Here is an 18,212-nt window from a genome sequence, read left to right on the forward strand (position 1 = left end):
TGAACGGGAGAAAATTTGGGCTTTTTTAAAATTTAGAGGTTGTGCAACACGCTCATACCGTTAAGAACCTCGTTATAATAGATACAAAAGAGCAAATCAAGTATCTTTCTGAAACCGTTCAGGGTAAAATACACGACAAACGACTGGCGGAGCAATTGGATTCCGTTAAACATATCCGGTTTCTGGGAGATTTCGGATTTTATGGCTATAAAAATACCCGGATAACGATCAAAACACCTCATAAAAAATCCAAAGAAAAAGAACTTATTAAAGCCCAAAAGTCAGAAAATAAGCTACTTAATTCAATAAGACTAAAAATTGAAAACGTCTTTGTACATCTAAAGGATATCAGAATACTGAATGATAAAATCAGAAATTACAAATTTAATTTCGCCCATTTAGTTATGCTTATAGGTGCTCAATTACACAACTTAAAAAAAATAAACCTAAGCCATGGTTGAACTTATTGTTCATAATGTCTATTCTAAATCATAGCCTGAAAATTTTATGTAAAAATAACCATTTGATTTTCAGTATTAAATAAATTACTCCAATATTTTTACTCCCTAAGTTAGGTAAAATAGCGTTAGTTTGAAGTTTACAAAGATAGCCTTTGGCACGGTCGTTGCATCTATCGCTGTGATAAACAATAATTTTTAGCTATATGAAAAATCTATTTACATTTTGGGTATTTTGGGCATTCGTTCAATGGGGATTTAGCCAAACTTCGAGTATTGTAGTTACAGCCGTAGGCGGGGAAAATATTAAAGTTTTCAGTAACGGTGTGGTTATGAACGCTGAACCACAAACTCAGGTACGGATTTCCAACTTAGTTCAAGGACAATATGAGCTTTTTGTAGAAGTATATCCGGCGAATCAACCCAGATTTAATGTATCAAAGTTAGTTCCCGTTGAATTAGGGCGGGAATATTGGTATGAAATTCAACGCAGCGGAGGACGATTTACGCTTTTTTTAGCTGAAACACGTGTATTGGAACCTGCCCCTAACCCAAGAAATAATCTAAATCTGCCAAACTATAATAATAATAACCAACCAAATAATAATAACCAACCGAATTATAATAACCAACCGAATTATAATAACCAAACGGGATATAACGGCCCGTGTGGTTGCCAATATCCGATGCAAGACCAGACTTTTCAGCAAGCTAAGACAACTATTACTGCCCGTAATTTTGATAATTCTAAGTTATTAGTAGCCAAACAGATTACAAGCAGTAACTGCCTGTATGCTACAGATATTCGTGATATTATGCAACTTTTTTCTTTTGAAAGCAGCCGCTTGGAATATGCTAAATTTGCCTATCGTTATACCTACGACTTAAATAACTACTTTCTTGTTTACAATGCCTTTCAATTTGAGTCGAGTGCAACAGAACTAAGCCGTTACGTTCGTAGCTTAGGGCCAATTGGCTACAATCCTTCTACTATACCGAGCCGTCAGTATGCAGGGCCAACCGGATGCCCTTTTCCAATGGACCCCGGAGCTTTTCAGGCAGCCCTGCAAACTATTCGCAGTAAAAGTTTTGACGGCACCCGACTAACCGTAGCCAAGCAAATTGTTACTACTAACTGCCTTACAGCCACACAAATAAAAGAAATTATGTTTTTATTTAGCTTTGAAAGTACTCGATTAGATTTCGCTCAATTCGCCTATAAATATTGCTATGACTTAAACAACTATTTTATGGTAAATGACGCTTTTCAATATGAATCGAGTATAAGCCAATTAAACAATTACATCAGCGGACGACGTTAGTAAAGTAGATTTTTAGTATAGTTACTAAGTAAGATAAATGAGGCTATCTGAAAGGATAGCCTCATTTTATTATCTCTAATGAAACTTTTTATTAACTCTTTTTGTAATTCCTAATTAATTTACAGTTTAGTTTTTTCTAAAACTTTAAATTTTTTTTACTAAATAAGTAACTTAAATCACTATGAATAAACAAAATGTATTTAGAACGGCTGTCTTGATAGCCTTTGGGATGTTTTCTTCAATGGGTTTTGCCCAGAAGATTTTAGCTCCTGCACCAAGTCCGCTACAAACGGTAAACCAAAAGTTTGGATTAGGTGAAATTACCGTTGAATATTCCAGACCGGCAGCAAGAGGCCGTGTTGTGTTTGGAGAAGTAGTACCTTTTGATAAAATCTGGCGCACCGGAGCCAATAACACTACCAAAATTACGTTTACAGACGACGTTACCCTTGAAGGTATAGCTGTAAAAGCAGGAACTTACGGCATCTATACCATTCCACACAAAACAAGTTGGGAAATTATGCTGACCTCTGACTTAGAACTCGGCGGAAACGTTAATGACTATAAGATAGATAAGGAAGTAGCTCGTATTAAGGTCATTACAGAAAAAACAGGCCGAAAAATAGAGTCATTTACGATTGAGTTTGATAATGTGCTACCAACTTCTGCAATGATGACCTTAGCATGGGAAAATACCTCAGCACCAATTAAAATCACAACGGATATTGATGCACGAGTTATGCGAAGCATTGAGGAATCCATGAAATCCCCTAAACCAGAATATTTCAGAGCTGCAACTTATTACTTTGAAAATGGAAAAGACCTCAAAAAAGCCTTAGATTGGGCTACTAAAGCAACAAATGAAAACCCAAAAGCTTATTATATGATGCTTTTAAAAGCTAAAATTGAATATGCCCTTGGAGACAAAAAAGCTGGAAATGCAAGTGCCGAAAAAGTGATTTCTTTAGCAAAAGAAGCCAAAAGTGATGACTACGTAAGAATGGCCACCGAATTAATGGCTGCCAATAAATAAACCAATCTTTTCTACTTCCAAAAGAGGCTGACCCCGAAAAGGATAGCCTCTTTTGATTTTTATATCGTAACTAACTTATACAGAAAGAATAATCATTACTTTTCGTCATAGTAAGTGTATTTGAGGCTTTCTAAGGTTTTAATAACACTTAGATCTTTTAAATCATCGTTATCAACAACACACAAGTATTCTAACTGTTTTAAATGGCTTAAAGCACTTATATCAGTTAAGCGACAAGTTTCAGCATCTAAAATTTTTAGGTTTAGTAAAAATAAAAGAGGTTCTAAGTTTATTAATGCAGAACCATTAGCAAACAAGGCTTTCATTTGTGTAATGTTGCGTAATTCTTTTAAAGATGGTTTTTTAAACTGAATATCGGGAAAAAGCGTCTCAAATTTTTCATTAACATAGAAACCTTTTAAATTTAAAACTACCTGAATAGGAAGAAAATTGGACTGCATAAATAGGTTAATCTGTAAAGTTCTCTTCCAATCTTCGGATAAGGATTGCCACCAAGTTGTCAGTTCTTTGCTTGAATATTTTACCTGTGGTTTAGATTTGTACTGCAAATCTTGGCTGTCATATTTACTGAGGTAACTTTCTCTTGTTTCTAATTCAAAATCATAAGCAGCGGAATCCCAAAAAGAACGGACAACAACATGGCCTAACAAAAACAAACCCTCTGGTGTTACGGTGATTCTTAACTGATAAGTAGGTTCTTTATCATCCTCATGTTTTTCATAAGCTTCATTTGGAAAGTCGTAGATAGTCTGATAATCAAGCCATGCCTCAAAAGTATCAAACCAATGAGGATAGTTATTGAAGGATATTAACTCCACTTTTTCAATCAATTTATCGGCTGTTTGGCAGACCGAGAAATAATCGGGATACAAGTCTAAGTAATAATTATCTCCATTTCCAGATACAGAAATACCGCGTTTGTCCTGATATTGATAATCACTTTCTTCGCTTCTTCGGTTGTATTCTTCCTCCGTAATGGGTATTTTTTCTCCCCGTAAAAGGGTTCGTAATTTTGCTAAAGGCTCTTCGTATAAGGGATTTATCAACGACTTAGACTCTTCTTCTGTAAAAGGATAGCCGCACCAATCGCTATTATAGATATAACCCTCGATAATATTCTCATAAAGTTCAAGGATGATTTGCAACGCAAAATTTTTTGTGCGGCAAATATAGTGTTCGTCAGGATGAACAATAGTTACTTTTATCTTTACAAAGTTATCACCTTTCTCAATTATTCTAAAAGTGTTTAATTCTGACATAGAAAAATAATATTTTTTAGAGGTTTGAAAAAAAATTCTTACAAAAGTAGGTAAATCTTTTACTTGTGGTTCGCCAATGAGATTGTGTTTTCAGGTTTTCTAAGCTGCCCTCTAATAATTTAACCATCTTTTTTATTTTTTCGTTTTGTATTAAAAAAGATATTACCTTTGCATTCCAATTTTTTACGGATGTGGCGAAATTGGCAGACGCGCCAGACTTAGGATCTGGTCCCTCGGGGTGTGGGTTCAAGTCCCTCCATCCGTACAAAATCAATAATTTTTGACGTTTGAATATTTCAACTACCGAAAATGTGCCGGGGGTTCTGGATATTGTTTTAACTATCTCTCCTGAAGATTGTAAAAAAGAGTATCAAAATTCCCTAAAGGGCGGTCTTGCGAATGCCTCTATACCGGGTTTCAGAAAAGGTAAAGTTCCGCGTGATTTTTTTGAAAAAAAATATGGCAACTCCATCTTAGAAGATGTTATCCTCAAAAAAATTAATCGTACTTTAAGTAACTTTATATCCGAAGAGAACATTAACCCAATACTAAACCCAATGTGGGTTGAAGATAACTTAAATGAACTCTCCTACAAAGAGCCAACAGATATTAACGTTAAGTTTACGATAGCATTAGAGCCGAAAATTACAATCCCGGATGGCTTTAAGATTTCTATCCCTGAACGTATCCTTAAAAGAGATGAAGCTACGCTAACCGAAATTACCAATGACATATTAAAAAGATATGGCCACAAAGAAAAAGTTGAAAGAACTTTTGCCGGTGCTCTCATTATGGGCGAAATTCAGCGTAATAAAAACGGAAATTGGGAATCAATTGGCTACATAGACTTCTCCTATAGACCTTTTTTAAATAATTATACTAAGCCTGAAAGTATTCAGCAATTAGAAGACGATAAACAGGTCGGCTTTTCTATACCCTTTAAATTGAAAGATTTTGGCCTTAGTAACTATACATTTTCACAGCAATTTAATCTATCCCGCGCTGATTTAGCAGAAATTAAGACCCAAGAACTTTTATTTACAATAACTGCTATTGAAAAACAAGAACTTCCTGAGATAACCCCAGAAATTCAACAAAAATTCTTCGAAGCTCCATTTGATACAGAAGAAAAATTTTTAGAAGCCTTGCGCAATGTCGTTTATGATAACTATCACTCTAAATTTTTAGAAATAGAACAATCAAAAGAGTTAGAAGGTATCATAAACGCACTTGATATTCATTTACCGGAAGAAGAAATAGAGCAATTAATAACTGCGACGAATAAAGGGAAACCGATAACTTATGCAGAATTAACATCCTTTCTAAAACAAGTACGTGTTATAGCACTTACTAAGGCCCTAAGGATTAAATTTCCTGACTTTGAAGTAACAGATGAATTAGTTAAGAACGAACTTCGAAGGATATATAGGAGTGCTTATCAACTACCTACGCTCGATCCAGATACCCCAATTCAGGACGTAACCGAGGATACTATAACCGAACTACCTATTTCCACAGAGATAGATAACACACTGGATATTCAGCCAGCAGAAGAAGAAATTGCAGCAGCATCAGAGGATTTAATGGATGACCAAGCGATCGCTATTCAGGAAATCTTAGAAAAATCTAACGAAGAATCCATCAGCGAAGATGACAACTCAGATATTCCAGAAAGAAGCAAAGATGAATTACGTAACTCTCTGATAAACATGATTATTGAAAGCAAAGTAGAACAAGGAATGAAGGACGAAAAAATTCGGGACAAAGCTTCTTCTAAGGTATTTAGTGATTTATTTCAACAGATTTTATTGGATAATTACATTCATAAGACTGAGCCTCAAACCATTACCATTACCGAAATAATCAAAGACTAACTACAATATTTCGTATGAAACCAAACGAATTTGAACAATACGCCGTTAAGCATCTGGGGATTTCAAGTGCCGGATTGCACCAATATGCAGCTAAATACAATAGTTTAACTCCTTATATTGTAGAGGAGCGGCAGCTTAACGTTGCCCAAATGGACGTTTTTAGCCGCTTAATGGTTGATAGAATTATATTTTTGGGTACCGGAATTGATGATTATGTAGCAAACATTATTGTAGCTCAATTATTGTTTTTGGAATCCGCTGACGCAAAAAGAGATATTAGTATTTACATAAACTCCCCCGGCGGAAGCGTTTATGCCGGCTTAGGAATTTATGATACTATGCAGATTGTGCGTCCGGAAATAGCCTGTATCTGTACCGGTATTGCCGCTTCAATGGGGGCAGTGCTGCTTACTGCCGGCACAAAAGGAAAACGCTCCGGATTAAAACACTCCCGCGTGATGATACACCAGCCTATGGGCGGAATGCAAGGCCAAGCTACTGAAATGGAGATATATTACAAAGAAACTATGAAACTCCGAACAGAACTCTACCAAATTTTAGCAGACCATTCCGGACAGCCATTTGAAAAAATCGAAAAAGACTGTGATAGAGACCACTGGATGATTTCCTCAGAAGCCAAAGAATATGGCCTCATAGATGAAGTATTGACCGCTAAACCAACGAAATCATAATTGAGTAAACGAAAATCTTATCCCGAAAATTGCTCCTTTTGCGGCAGAAGTAAGGAAACTGTTAATTTATTGATTTTTGGCGAAAATGCAGCTATTTGTGATTCTTGTGTGGTTCAGGCAGAAGAAGTTATTCGGGCACAACAGCTACATTCTACCAGCAAACAAGATTTAGGCCAAAAATCCCAATACAATCAGGCTTCACCGACCCTACTCACACCGGCTCGAATTAAAGAACTACTTGATGAATATGTAGTTGGGCAGGAAATTGCGAAAAAAAAACTCGCAGTAGCCGTTTACAATCATTACAAACGAATTGATTACTCCCAAAGCCATTCAAAGCAAGAAGAAGTTGAAATCGAAAAAAGCAACATCCTGTTGATTGGCTCTACGGGAACAGGAAAGACTTTATTAGCCAGAACATTAGCCAAAATCTTAGAAGTCCCCTTTTGCATAGCAGATGCAACCGTTCTTACCGAAGCCGGCTATGTTGGGGAAGACGTAGAAACAATAATCACCCGTTTATTACAAGCTGCTGATTATGACTTAGAAGCAGCTCAACGAGGTATTATTTATTTAGATGAAGTTGACAAAATTTCAAGAAAATCAGACACCCCTTCGATTACAAGAGATGTTAGCGGAGAGGGCGTGCAGCAGGCACTATTGAAACTATTAGAAGGAACAATAGCAAATGTGCCCCCCAAAGGAGGCAGAAAACACCCGGAACAAAATTTTATCCAAGTAAATACCAGCAATATCCTGTTTATCTGTGGAGGCGCTTTTGATGGCTTAGAAAAAATAATAGGCAGAAGACAAAACACTCAAAGTGTTGGTTTTCAGAAAGAAAGCAACTTATCTGAAAAAGAAAAAGGCACAATCTTTCATTCTACAACCCCCAATGACTTACGCAAGTTTGGATTGATACCGGAGTTAATTGGACGCTTACCCATAATTACAGCCCTTGACCCCCTCGATAAAGCAACACTCCGTAGCATCTTAACCCAGCCTAAAAATGCCATTACTAAGCAATATCAAAAGCTGTTTGAATTAGATAAAATTGCTTTAAAGTTTGATGACGAAGCGTTAGATTATATCGTTCAACAAACTGATAATCTTAACTTAGGGGCCAGAGGTCTCCGAACAATTGTAGAAAAGATTCTCAGCCGCTGGATGTACGAAGCACCCGGTATGAACCCAAAACCAGAGCAATTATTGGTAACGAAACAGGTTGCAGAACAAGAATTTAGCAAGCATTTAGAGCTATTAACAGACTCAATCTAAAGATATTTTAGTTTACGGAGCATAATCCCTTTTTTAGAGAAAATTTTATAGGTTATCTTCTCCATTATTAGATAGGAATAATAGCTAAACTTCAATAACTTCGCAGAAAACGGAGTGATGTATGAAGTTGCTAAATAGCATATTGATTTTTTGTGGATTACTGGTATTTGGATGTTCAAATTATGATGTTTATGTGCGCTTTGAACAAGATAATGAAGTAGTTCCGCAGTTAGGCAATTTAGAGTTTGTAATTTCTACACTTATCGCTCCACAGGAAAAACAAAATCAGTGGTTATCAGAATCTTATATTGAGTTTTCGCCGGAAATTCCCGGTAAATTTAAGTTTACAGATAGCCGAACCCTTATTTTTTCACCGGAAAAACCGCTACAAGGTGGCACTGAATATACCGCTACGGTAAACGAAAAAATAATATTCGGTAAAAAAATGTCCGTTAAACTCTCAAAATTTCACTTTCGTACTCCGTATCTTGAAGCGAACAATGCAACTTTTAAATGGACACGGATAAAAAATAAATCCTATCAAGCTGCCCCTGCCTGCAAAATCTCCTTTAACTATGCTATCGCACCCCAAGACCTCCTAAAATACCTTGAAGCCAAGTTGGGTAATAATGATATTCCAAAATTTGAGATTATAAATTCTAATCCTTCACGTGAGTTAGAGGTTGTTTTTCAAGAAGTTGCCCAAACTGATGATGACCAGAAGTTTACCCTTAAAATAAAAAAAGGCTTACCTTCTCCGGAAACTAATACCGCTTTACAGCAAGATGCCGTATTTAATGATGTGTTGATTGCAAAAGACAAGTTTGAAATTTTATCTGTGGTTGGAATGTATTCCAATGACCTTGAAGGATCTGTGATGATACAAACTACACAGGCCGTTCAGGAAAATACTGCTGAACAAGCAATTACAGTTTCTCCTCAAACAAACTATCGGATTGTTTATGAAGATCAAGGTCTCAGTCTTGTGGGAGATTTTAAACCGGAAAATAGCTACACTATCAAGATAAAATCCGGATTAAAAGGAAGTTATGGCGGGGTTTTAAAAGACCCTTTTGAAACCGATGTAGCCCTTGCGCAAATTAACCCTACTTTTCGCTTTGTAGAAAAAGACGGAATATACCTCACCAAAGGAGGCCTCGAAAATATTGGAATAAGAGCCATAAACTACCCAAAACTCATCGTAGAAATTGATAAAATCTACGAAAATAACCTTATTCACTTCTTGGGTAGTAACCTTGGCTACTACGGTAACAGCTCATGGGGGGGGGCAGAAGAGTATGAAAATGACTGGGACTACATGTCTGCCGGAGGATATGGCAGAACAATTGCTACTCGAACGATAACCTTTCCAGATTCACGTAACACATTACATTCAGGAACATTGAATCTAAATGATTTAGCAGATTTAGATAATTTCAGGGGGATTTACTTGCTTGGCGTAAGAGACCCCGAAAGACGCTGGATTTCTAAGTCTAAAATTGTCTCTATATCCGATTTGGGAATTATCGCCAAGAAGGGAAAAAATAATTGGAATATTTTTGTGCAATCTTTATCTGCGACGGGGGCAGTTTCCGGTGCAGAAGTAAAGATTATTGGTGAAACCAACCAAGTATTATACGCCGGAAAAACAAATGAGGCCGGAGTATGTTCTATTCCTGATAACCTGAGTTTGAGCGAAAAACACCGCCCAGCACTAATCATCGTTTCAAAAGAGGGTGATTTTAACTTTTTACACCTTAATTCGAGCCAAATAGAAACCTCCCGTTTTCCGGTAGGAGGCAGGATTTTAGCCTCCGTGAATTATGATATTTATCTATACGGAGATAGAGATTTATACAGACCCGGAGAGCAAGCGATAATACAAGCTATTGTTAGAAATACCGAGCGACAAACCGTTTCCGGAATACCTATCCAGTTTCAAATCACAGACCCACTTGGGCGGGTAGTAGGGGAGTTTCAGAAAAAAACTACTACTTATGGCTCTTGCGAAATCAAATTCCCGATACCGGATTATGCCCCAACCGGCCAATGGACAGTAGAAGCCTTTACCGGCGATAAGCAATTTATTGATTCATACCGCTTTAAAGTAGAAGAATTTATCCCCGATAAAATAAAAGTAACCTTACGCCCTTCAAAAACAGACTATAACAACGCAGAAACTGCGGAAGTCTCTATCTCAGCAATAAATTTATTTGGCACTCCTGCGGCTAACCGAAACTTTAGTCTAATTACAAATTTTATTTGGAAAGATTTTGAAAGTAAAAAGTACCCGACTTTTGACTTTTCTGCATCCCAGCAAAATTATAATCCGCCTAACTTTTTTGCAGACGGTAAGTTAGATGAAGCCGGACAAGCAAAGGTAAAAATAATCTTTCCAACAACTTCTACGGGGCAGGCTGGGTATCTAAAATGCCAGTCTTATACCAGTGTCTTTGACGTTACCGGAAGGCCAGCCAACCAAGTTACTAACTATAACTATTTCCCGAATACTCATTTTATTGGTATTCAACGAACTGGGTATTATTTCAGTGTAAAACAGCCCATAAATGTAAAAACGATTGTGCTAAACCGATATGACCAGCCGACACCCGGCGTGCCCTTAGTCGCAGAGCTGTATCGCTGTGAATGGCAAAATGTGCTAAGATCTGACCCCGAAAACGCACTCTACCGATACGTTTCCCAACGAAAACTAATCCCCATTTTTACCCGAAAACTTGTTTCTGAAAATGAACCTATCAATATCAATTTTAATGTAGATATTTCCGGAGAATATGAACTAAAAATTTATCAGGAAGGAAAAGCCATACCACTTTCCAAGAAATTTTATGCGTTTAGCTATGGAGCAACCAATTACACTTCATTTGCCATTGACAAAGAAGGGAAAATAGATATTTCTTTGGATAAACCGGAGTACTCCGTTGATGAAACCGCTAAGCTATTGTTTAAGACACCCTTTAGCGGAAAAATCTTAGTAACGGTAGAGAAAGATGAAGTGTTAGAAAAGTTTATTTTAGATACCGATAAAAATGCCGCTGAACTGAAATTACCGATTAAGGAAAAATATTTACCGAATGTTTTTATTTCGGCTACTGCTTTCAAAAAATCTGTGGATAGAAGTTCACCTTTAACAGTAGCTCACGGATATGTGCCGTTATTGGTAAAAAGTGATGCTAAAAAAATCGCTTTAACGTTAAATGTGCCGGACAAAAGCCGTTCTGCTACAAATTTGCCAATTGTGATTTCAACCGGTAAGCCCAATATTCCGGTTACGATAGCGGTAGTTGATGAAGGGATATTGCAGCTAAGCGGACAATCTGCACCAGATCCATATAAGTTTTATTATCAGCAAAGAGCCTTACAGGTAAGTAGTTACGATATGTATCGTTTTTTACTTTCCGAAGTTTCAAAGTCGAGGACAGTAGCCTTTGGCGGCGATGAGCTGAAAAAACGGGCAAATCCCTTAGGAAGCCGGAAGCAAGACCTACTTTCTTGGTGGAGCGGCGAAATACTGAGCGACTCACGAGGAAATATTAACATACAAGTTCCTTTACCGCGTTTTGCCGGCGCTGCCCGAGTGATGGTCGTTTCTCATGATAACGATAGGTTCGGCTCCATACATAAATTAGTTCAAATTTCAGATCCCATTGTAGTTCAGCCGGCTATCCCCAGATTTTTATCCCCCAAAGATGAAATTACGTTGCCAATAGCCATCACAAATACGACTAAGCAAGCCGGTAACGTTACCGTTGCCTTAACGGTAAAAGACCCTGCAAGAGTTATATCAGCACCCAAACAAACCATTCAAATCAATTCGGAACAAGAAAAATTTGTCTATTTTACCCTTGCTGCTGAATCTGTTGGGAATACAGAGATAGTTATTCAGACATCAGGATTGGGTGAAAATCAGATAGTTAAGTACAACCTTCCTGTAAGGCCGATTTCTCCGCTTGTGATAGAATCTAAAAGTGCTTTGGCCAAAACCGGCCAGCAGGTATCTGTTAATTTCTCCAAAGAATTTTTACCGGCAACAGAACGCAGGACGCTCGTTTTGTCGCCTTTTCCGGCTACGCAGTTCAGTAAGCGGCTTTCGGAATTATTAGACTACCCTCATGGCTGCTTAGAGCAAACCGTTAGTATGGCTTTTCCATTGCTGTATTTTGAGCCATTAGCAAACTTAGTTTCTCCCGAAAAGTTTAAGAAAAAATCAGTTAGCCATTATGTCATAGCGGCTATCACCAAAATACAGTCTATGCAACTTTACAATGGTTCATTCGCATATTGGCCGGGGGCAACTTATAGTAACTGGTGGTCAACGATTTATGCTGCTCACTTTTTGTTGGAAGCTAAAAAAGCCGGCTATCAAATAAATGCAGATATGCTGGATAAACTCATTGCCTATCTCAAAAAAGAGGCTAAAATGCTGGGCAAATTTGATTATCGTTATGTTTCTAACGGGACTACCAAAACGAGTGTTTATGCAAACAAAGAGACGGCATATAGTTTATATGTTTTGGCATTAGCCGGCCAGCCGGATTTTTCAACGATGAATTATTACAAACAAAAAAGTGATTTACTTACACAGGATTGCAAATATTTGTTGGCTGGTGCGTTTGCTTTACGGGGGGATTTTCGTTCCTATAAACAACTGATTCCGCAGCAATTCATCACCGAAACACCGGTCAAGCAGGATGCCGGCAGCTTTGATTCACCGTTACGTGCTTCTGCGGTAATGTTGAGTGTGTTAGCAGAGGTAGAACCTAACCACCCCCAAATACCGACAATAACCAACTATGTTGCTAATCAGCTAAATAGCTCATCGTGGCTTAGTACCCAAGAAAATGCAATGGCATGGCTCGCCTTCGGAAAAATTGCCCAAAGAACCTACACTGAAAATGTATCCGGAACAGTATCAGTAAATGGAAAAGTGGTGAAAACATTTGATAAAAATGGCTGCTCCTTAACGAACCAAGAATTAAATGGAAGTGTAACTATATCATTATCAAATGGTAATATTTATTGGACTGCTATTCAAGAGGGAGTTAAGGCTTCCGGAAATATTATTGAAAAAGACCAATTTTTGAAAGTACGTAGAACTTATTTAACCCGAACCGGCCAGCCGATTTTGAACTATTCAGTCAAGCAAAATAATTTAGTCGTTTGCAAAATCACCTTACAATCTTTTGATAGAACCATTGATAATGTGGTCATTTCAGATTTGATTCCGGCCGGTTTTGAGATAGAAAACCCGCGTTTAGGCCCCGGCACGCCGGAGCTAAACTGGATAACGCAAAATGCTGAATATCAATATATGGATATTAGAGACGATCGTGTTATCTACTTTACGCAGGCCGATACAAAGGAAAAAACTTATTACTACCTACTTCGGGCTACTTCCGTAGGTAAATTTCAACTTGCACCTATTGGGGCTGAAGCAATGTATCAAAAAGACTTATCTTCTTATTCCGGCGCGGGGCAAATTCAGGTATATGAAAACAGCGAAGAAAATGACCTATAAAAAATAGATTTTTTCAAAAAATAATCTATTGATAAATAGTGAGTTAGAATAAAAAGTAAATTTTTTGTAACCATAGTGCAACCTAAGCGGGGATATTTCAATCTATGTATTTGAATGTCTGGTTACGAACAACTTGTTGAACGTTGCATAGCAGGCGACCGAATCGCCCAGCGAACTTTGTATAACCGCTTAGCGGGGAAACTGTACGCTATCTGCTTACGTTACTGCCAGTCTGTACAGGACGCTCAAGATACTTTACAAGAAGGTTTTATGAAAATTTTTACCCACCTAACGGACTTTAAAAACGTAGGCTCTTTTGAAGGCTGGTGTAAACGAATTATTGTTCACACAGCGTTAGAAAAAATCAAAGAGAAAAAACAGCCTATTGCATTTTCTTATTTAGAGCCGTCTGCCGTTTATGAAATTGCCGTACCCGAAAATACCCTAAGCAAAATTTCTATTGATGAATTAACCATCTTGATTCAAGAGATGCCGGATGGCTACAGAACCATTTTTAATCTGTATGCTATTGAAGGTTACACACATATAGAAATTTCTCAATGGCTGAATATTTCAGAAGGCACTTCAAAGTCCCAGTATGCCAGAGCACGAGCATGGCTTTTAAACAGATTGTTTAAGTTAAATCAAACTCCGGAATATGCTAAGTGATTTTGAAAAAGAATTGCAAAAGCGGTTTGCAGAGCAGGAAGTTTCCCCTCCACCTGATGTGTGGGATAATATTGCTAAAAATCTTCCGGAAAATTCTCCCAAAACGCTGAAAATAACCTCTTTCAGGTGGTATGCGGTTGCAGCCAGTGTAACTATATTGGTAACAATTGCATCCTATTGGTATTTTCAAGTTTATCATAATTCAATCCCAAAATACATAGCGGCAAAAGAAGAAATAATAAAGCAGCCTAAGTCCGCTATCATTTCCCAAGATGCAGATAAGCCGGATACGATAAATAATACAGTAAAAGACACGGCTGGTTTTGTGCGTCCAAAGCCCACTAAGGCTGCGAAAGCAGAAGAACCCCGCGAGGTCATCTCAACTCCAATAAATCAAATAGCGGAAATCCAGACAAAAACCGACTTGAGTACTCCAAATGAAAAAGTAACTTTTGCTACAAATCAGTTCCCAATTCAAAACAAAGACAGCATATTACTTACTGAAAAAGAGGAAATTACATCAGAATTTCCACAAAAGCCGGAGAATCAAAATAGCGTCCAAAATGTTGTTCTGCAAAAACCATCGGCAAAAAGAACGGCACAAACCCAAGAAATATCGCTGCCTAAATTGATCGGAAACGTAATTGCCCAAAGAATCGGCCTAAAAAAAGCGATTCAGATAACCGAAAAAAGAACCCAAAATTCCAGAATCCGCGAAATCACGTTGTTTGGAAACCCAGTTGCACAAAAAAATTAACACGTTAAAAAAATATGAAAACATCTTTTTATGTTGCCTTACTTTGCCTTTTTGGGGTGGCAAACTACCCAAAAGGATTTTCCCAAAAAAAAGAAACAAAGGATACAACCATTGTAAATGTTGGGAAAAAGCGAATCATAATCGTTAATAAATCTAATCTTGAAGATGCTGATGAGCCGGAAGACTCCGGCACTGACTCTACTGCTGAACGCTTTAATTACAAAGTGATGGTATCTGATGTGTATTCCGGTTTAATAGAGGACTTACAACAAGCTAATAGTGAGTTAGAAGAGCAAATTCAGCAATCCAATAATCCGGCGGTTCAAGATGCGCTCCGAAAAGCGCAGAAAAAAATTCAACAGCAAATTGAAAAGTTGCAAGAGAAAAATACTACTCAATCTAATAACGATAAATCTGGAAAGAAATCTACGGACGATGATGACGAATCAGATTACCACGAAAATCACCCTAAAAAGCAAAGACCGGAAATTGTCATCGGCGGCATTTCCTTAGGTTTAAATATGTTGCTGTTTAACAATAGTTTTGATTATCCAGAGAGCTACAAAGACATGGAGTTACGTACCGGCAAATCTATACATGTGCGACTTTCGCCGGTAGGGTTACATTTGCCATTAGGAAGAGGATTCAATTTTCAAACAGACTGCTCCTTTGACTGGAATAACTATCGTTTTGTAAATAATATTCGGCTGAAGTCTATGGATAACCGGTTACTTATTTTCCCAGACTCTACAAGTTTGGTCAAAAATAAATTAGTAGCTACTTGGGTTGGGCTTCCGGTTATGTTTGGCTGGGAAAGTAACAAAGGAAAAGATGGAGGTAATCGTTTTCGGATTGGGATTGGCTGGTACACTGGTTATTTGATTTCTGCTTATACTAAGCAAGTTACCAAAGAAAATGGGACTATAAAAAATCGTGAAAACTTTGGTATTAACCGAATTGCCTATGGCCCGAAATTCAGAATTGGTTATGGGTTATTCAACATATATGCTCAATATATGCTATCTAATTTTTTACTCAAAGAATCCTCAAATAACATAAATTTCGGTATTGATTTTACCGGATTTTAGATAAAAGCTGCAAGGTTATTAAATGTTAAATAAAGAATAATAACTAAGTTGGTTTTGCAGTCCGCCGCTTTCAGTGGTGGACTGCAAATTTTATAATGTTGGTTTTTAGATAAATTTAATTTTTATTTAGTTTTAATCTAAATAAAAATTAAATTTGCTCGATTTTTAAATACTTAAATTATGGAAGAACCGTTGCATATAGGTATTTCAGAAAAAATACAAGAGATTGATTCCCAACATATAGAAACAAAGTTGGTAATAGCAGATCTAAAAAGTTGCTGTAAACGCTACAAGCGCGGAAAACGGTGTAAAAAATGCCCTGATAAATAATCTTTAGGCTGTTTGGTGCTATCTATTTTACTACTTTTGATATTAGATATTCAAGTATCACTTTATTGATAGTTACTTTATGGCCACGATTCCCCGCTTTTTTTACACAAAGGTTTCTAAGGATAAATCTCCTTGGCAGAAGTCTGGTTTTCAGATGGTTGGATATTCATCCGGCTTTTTAGACAAAAAAAATATCTTAGATATTGAATCTCACATTCATTTTCCGGGTCTTCATTTTTTTGAAGAAAAAGAGACTTACTTTTTCGTTTTACATCAGGAAAAAGCCAATTTGGTTTGGCTACATACCCAAAGTTTACCTGATGAATTAGATGAGTTTGGCCGCGAAGGAATGTTTATGGCACAAGGTTTCGTTATTCCTGCAGAAGTTTGGGAAGCCGCACAGAATCCCTTTGCGTTAGGAGAAACTCTTCGGAAATATCTTAGGGTAAATTATCAGGATTTATTGACGGCACCGGAACTTAATCTTCAAACAGGAGAACTCACTCCGTTGGAGATTTTACCGGATAATTTTAATCATCAACTAACCCATCCGAAAAAAGATTTATTTTTACTGTTAGACACTGTTTTAGAGCAAGTTATAGATAATAATCCATTGGGAATTTTAATACAAGGGTCAGCACAGCAGGTTCAGGATTGTTTCTCTTGGGTTGGTGCTTATTTGCCTCCGACTTTACGCAGTAAGTTTAGTTACGACACCGCATTTGATTCTGGAAAACTACTCTTTTCGCCATTTCGCTTTGCCGGATTTAGTAAAAATAAACCCGTTACCGGTAATCCCTTAATATTTGATTCCAATACAAATCTCTTTTTACAGCATAAAACATCACAACCAGAGATAAAAAATAAGCTATTTTTAAACTGGTTAAATGCTCTTTCGGAATACCCGTTACCAGAAAAATTAGAATATCATTACCAACTTGGCCGGCTTATAAGTGGTCATCCAAATTATTTATCTATTGATAAACAAGTAGATAAACTTTTTTGGTCAGCGAATCAACAACATATTGCCAAGTTATTGATTGATAACAATCCGGAAATTATAAACTATCTGTTGCAAACCCCTCAAAATGTTACAGTATTAGAAAAAATGATTAATGTTCAGGATATTACGCAAAAACGTATTGAGAAATTACTGCCCTCATATTTTCAACCTATTCGAGATCGTTTTCTAAACTATGCGCGAATATATTTTTCAAAACAGCCTATTTTAGGGCTAAACTTTGATTGGCCTGAATTATTGTCTAATTTTCTTTCCGAAGTTTCGATACCATATTCGGAATATAAGGCAGTTTTTAGTGATTTACGGGCTCAAAATATATCTACTGAAAAATATCCTTTGCTAAAATTATTATTGAATACAAGGCCAGACCAAAGCCTAATGGCCGAAGTTCCCGATATACTGAGGAAAAATTGGTTGTTTTTTTTAATAGAATTTTATGAAATTTCAAATAAAAAACTAATTGAAATGGGATTTTTGAAAGAAGAAATATCAGAGGGAGAGAAAACGACCAATAAAGGTTTTTGGTATAAATTAAAACGCATCTTCTCCTAATAGAATATTTTTGCCTGCTACATAGAAGCAGCAGGTAACCGTTGTTGAAAATATTTTTTTATAGCTTGTAACCAGCTATTTTGAATAATCTAAAAAATCGTACATTTGGAACAAAACTACGTCTGTAGGCATGAAATTTATCTGCATAGCCCTAAAATGGGTTCCCTTATTTATATTTTTACTGTTTTTGTGGATACCGGAATATGGTTTTTCTCAAACCAATAAACCTACTACAACTACACCCACCAAACCCACCACGCCCCAGAGTACAACTACACCCACCAAACCCACCACGCCCCAGAGTACAACTACACCCACCAAA

The 18,212-nt window shown here is 37.0% G+C and carries 13 protein-coding genes and 1 tRNA gene; 13 read left to right on the forward strand and 1 reads right to left on the reverse strand.

The features are described from left to right. Positions 1-41 precede the first annotated feature (41 nt). From LC115_02225 to LC115_02235, 3 genes are all read left to right on the forward strand, one after another. The gene (locus LC115_02225; protein MCZ2355498.1) at positions 42-461 is read left to right on the forward strand and encodes a transposase; all 420 of its coding nucleotides are present in this window, start codon (positions 42-44) and stop codon (positions 459-461) included. 203 nt (positions 462-664) lie between these two features. After that, positions 665-1,780: a DUF4476 domain-containing protein gene (locus LC115_02230; protein MCZ2355499.1), complete on the forward strand. Its 1,116-nt coding sequence runs from the start codon at positions 665-667 to the stop codon at positions 1,778-1,780. Between the two features lie 181 nt (positions 1,781-1,961). After that, positions 1,962-2,813: a DUF2911 domain-containing protein gene (locus tag LC115_02235; GenBank protein ID MCZ2355500.1), complete on the forward strand. Its 852-nt coding sequence runs from the start codon at positions 1,962-1,964 to the stop codon at positions 2,811-2,813. A gap of 95 nt (positions 2,814-2,908) precedes the next feature. On the opposite strand, the gene LC115_02240 is transcribed toward LC115_02235, so the two are convergent. Further along, entirely contained in the window at positions 2,909-4,093 is a 1,185-nt protein-coding gene (locus LC115_02240) for a hypothetical protein (GenBank protein ID MCZ2355501.1), read from the reverse strand. Between the two features lie 185 nt (positions 4,094-4,278). On the opposite strand from LC115_02240, the gene LC115_02245 reads away from it, so the two are divergent. The 10 genes from LC115_02245 to LC115_02290 all read left to right on the forward strand — a co-directional run bounded on the left by LC115_02245 (position 4,279) and on the right by LC115_02290 (position 17,890). Continuing rightward, positions 4,279-4,358 (forward strand) — tRNA-Leu (locus tag LC115_02245). A gap of 22 nt (positions 4,359-4,380) precedes the next feature. Then, positions 4,381-5,967, forward strand: coding sequence for a hypothetical protein (locus tag LC115_02250; GenBank protein ID MCZ2355502.1), 1,587 nt, complete (start codon positions 4,381-4,383; stop codon positions 5,965-5,967). 14 nt (positions 5,968-5,981) lie between these two features. After that, positions 5,982-6,659: an ATP-dependent Clp protease proteolytic subunit gene (locus LC115_02255; GenBank protein ID MCZ2355503.1), complete on the forward strand. Its 678-nt coding sequence runs from the start codon at positions 5,982-5,984 to the stop codon at positions 6,657-6,659. Continuing rightward, positions 6,660-7,937: an ATP-dependent Clp protease ATP-binding subunit ClpX gene (gene clpX / locus LC115_02260; protein MCZ2355504.1), complete on the forward strand. Its 1,278-nt coding sequence runs from the start codon at positions 6,660-6,662 to the stop codon at positions 7,935-7,937. It begins immediately after the preceding gene. A gap of 121 nt (positions 7,938-8,058) precedes the next feature. Further along, positions 8,059-13,473 (forward strand): hypothetical protein, encoded by a 5,415-nt coding sequence (locus LC115_02265; protein MCZ2355505.1) that lies wholly within the window; start codon positions 8,059-8,061, stop codon positions 13,471-13,473. Between the two features lie 114 nt (positions 13,474-13,587). After that, positions 13,588-14,142, forward strand: coding sequence for an RNA polymerase sigma factor (locus LC115_02270; protein MCZ2355506.1), 555 nt, complete (start codon positions 13,588-13,590; stop codon positions 14,140-14,142). After that, positions 14,132-14,899 (forward strand): hypothetical protein, encoded by a 768-nt coding sequence (locus LC115_02275; GenBank protein MCZ2355507.1) that lies wholly within the window; start codon positions 14,132-14,134, stop codon positions 14,897-14,899. The genes LC115_02270 and LC115_02275 overlap by 11 nt, the downstream gene beginning before the upstream one ends. A 14-nt stretch (positions 14,900-14,913) precedes the next feature. Continuing rightward, complete coding sequence (locus LC115_02280; protein ID MCZ2355508.1) at positions 14,914-15,987, forward strand: PorT family protein; 1,074 nt, start codon at positions 14,914-14,916, stop codon at positions 15,985-15,987. Between the two features lie 180 nt (positions 15,988-16,167). Beyond that, the gene (locus LC115_02285; GenBank protein ID MCZ2355509.1) at positions 16,168-16,317 is read left to right on the forward strand and encodes a hypothetical protein; all 150 of its coding nucleotides are present in this window, start codon (positions 16,168-16,170) and stop codon (positions 16,315-16,317) included. 79 nt (positions 16,318-16,396) lie between these two features. Continuing rightward, positions 16,397-17,890, forward strand: coding sequence for a hypothetical protein (locus LC115_02290; protein MCZ2355510.1), 1,494 nt, complete (start codon positions 16,397-16,399; stop codon positions 17,888-17,890). Positions 17,891-18,212 lie beyond the last annotated feature (322 nt).

This window comes from Bacteroidia bacterium, from assembly GCA_026932145.1.
Lineage (GTDB): Bacteria > Bacteroidota > Bacteroidia > J057 > JAIXKT01 > JAIXKT01.